Source organism: Pseudomonas sp. TR47, assembly GCF_044143025.1.
Classification (GTDB): Bacteria; Pseudomonadota; Gammaproteobacteria; order Pseudomonadales; family Pseudomonadaceae; genus Aquipseudomonas; species Aquipseudomonas putida_E.
In genome coordinates, this window is record NZ_JBHFCS010000060.1 from 1 (window position 1) to 1,980 (window position 1,980).

The window sequence follows — 1,980 nt, forward strand, 5'->3', positions numbered from 1 at the left end:
GGTTGAGGTACTGTGGCAATTTGATGTTCTATGGTGTTATCTGCAATGCCTGCTTATGGAGGGAACTAGGATGCTGATCGTTGGAGTGGTCGAGAAGATGAATCTGGATCGCGTGGCGATCTGGGTAGAGGAACATGGCGGCTACACGATCATCAAAATGCCCTCACCTGCTCGGATTGAGCAGGGCGACGTCATGTGCTGGCCGGATCGCTATTCGACGGGCTCATGTACTTACTGGAACGCGACCAAAGGCTGGGATGCTGAGGTGTTAGTGCAGCATCACGATGTGCCTATAGATCTACTAAGTCAGCAGTTCAGCGCCTGAGCCTGTCGGAGGTACTGACTTTCTCCAACCAACTGGCGATATTCAATGAGCCGGAAAGCGAGCCGCAGCGAGCATTTCCAGCCGCTGTTGAACCTGATGCGCGATGGGTTGCAGGAAAGCCCGGTGATCCACTGCGACGAAAGGCGAGTGCAGGTCTCGAAAGAACCGAATCGCGATCCGACCAGCCAGTCCTGGATGTGGGTGCAGGCCAGTGGGCCGCCCGATCGGCAAGTTGTGTGATTCGACTACACCACCAGCCGCGCGCAAGAGGTAGCGTTGCGCCTGCTGGAGGGCTATCGCGGCTACGTGATGAATGTCGATTACGCCGGTTACAACGCATTGGCGTTGCAGCCTGGTGCCGAGCGCTTGGCGTGCATGGTGCATGTGTGGTGCAAGTTCATCGAGGCGCAGAAGGTGCAGCCCAAGGGCAAAACCGGGCGTGCTGACATCGTTTTGGGGATGATCAACAAGCTGGCATCAAGCGTGAACTGAAAGATGCCAGCGATGAGCATCGGTTCATCGGGCGCCAGGAAAGAAGCCTGCCGATCCTCCAGCAGCTGAAAAGCTGGCGGGATAAAACGTAAGGGATCCATCATCCCCACATTCCAAGCGTCCACCTGATGCCCGATGCTGCGCTCCCGGTTTCTTTCAGGAGCCAGCCCACCATGATGCGTCCCGACAGCAAAGTCGAAAAGTCTACCTCTACTCAAGCCTGTGGGTTTTCGAAAGTCCATCGACGGCCTCACTGCCCTGGTCGAGCTGGAAATCAAAGTCGCCGTGTTCGACCCCGTGTTTTTCGTCTTCCTCAATAAAGCCCGTAATCGCTATCTAGACGAGATCACCAAAGCAGACATTATCTCAATGCACCAAAAACGTCGCGTCAGTGGCGCTGCACCTGTATCTGCAAATCGATTGTTGGTGGTGATGCGCTAAATTTTTAACTTGACTATTCGCTGAGAGACACACGGGGTTACGAAAAACCCAACTACCGGTGTTCGGTTGTTTGAATAGAACAACAAAATAGAAAGGTATTTAACATTTGAGGGGACGAGACAACTGCATGCTGCAATTCAAGGTAGTGAGTCCAAGATGCTCAAATATATTATGCCGATGCTCATCTTTGCCGGTGCCAGGAAGTGCGAAGTATTAGATGCGCGCTGGAGTGAGTTTGATTTGGATAAGAAATTTTGGGGAATAGCTGTTAACAAAATAGGCAAGGCTCGTTTTGTACCTCTCTCCGACAGTGTCCTCGAACTGCTTAAAGCCGTAAAGATGGAGCATTCCCGTCGGGGTAAACTAAAGAACTGCGAATGGGTATTTGCTAACCCAGGAACCGGTAAGCCATATGTGCAAACCTACTACGCTTGGGACGCAGCAAGAAAGCGTGCAGGCTTGGCCGGCTTCCGCGTACACGATCTGCGTCACTCGTTTGCAAGCCTTTTGATCAACGCCGGGCGATCGCTGTACGAGGTCCAGAAAATCCTTGGGCATACGCAGATCAAAACAACCCAAAGATACAGCCACCTTGCTGACGAGACGCTGCTCGCAGCAGCCAGCACTGCAGCCGAGGCGCTTGGCGGGGTTTTTTCGACCCCCATTGCGCAGGAGTAAGTGTAGGTGCTCAGCCGCTCCTCCAGCGGCCTGCCGAAAGCCTT

General features: G+C 53.5%; 3 protein-coding genes and 1 pseudogene. All 4 read left to right on the forward strand.

Annotated elements, in window-relative coordinates; translation table 11 throughout:
- A partial coding sequence (locus ACEWE8_RS25960) for a hypothetical protein (RefSeq protein WP_395589442.1) occupies positions 1–325 on the forward strand: 325 nt, incomplete at its 5' end.
- Positions 326–391: 66 nt separating this feature from the next.
- A pseudogene (locus ACEWE8_RS25965) lies at positions 392–906 on the forward strand (transposase); the annotation flags it as partial.
- Between the two features lie 133 nt (positions 907–1,039).
- On the forward strand, positions 1,040–1,258 hold the full coding sequence (gene tnpB / locus ACEWE8_RS25970) for an IS66 family insertion sequence element accessory protein TnpB (protein WP_223255132.1): 219 nt from the start codon (positions 1,040–1,042) through the stop codon (positions 1,256–1,258).
- An 87-nt stretch (positions 1,259–1,345) separates the two neighbouring features.
- Positions 1,346–1,936: a site-specific integrase gene (locus ACEWE8_RS25975; protein WP_080952134.1), complete on the forward strand. Its 591-nt coding sequence runs from the start codon at positions 1,346–1,348 to the stop codon at positions 1,934–1,936.
- Positions 1,937–1,980: the final 44 nt, after the last annotated feature.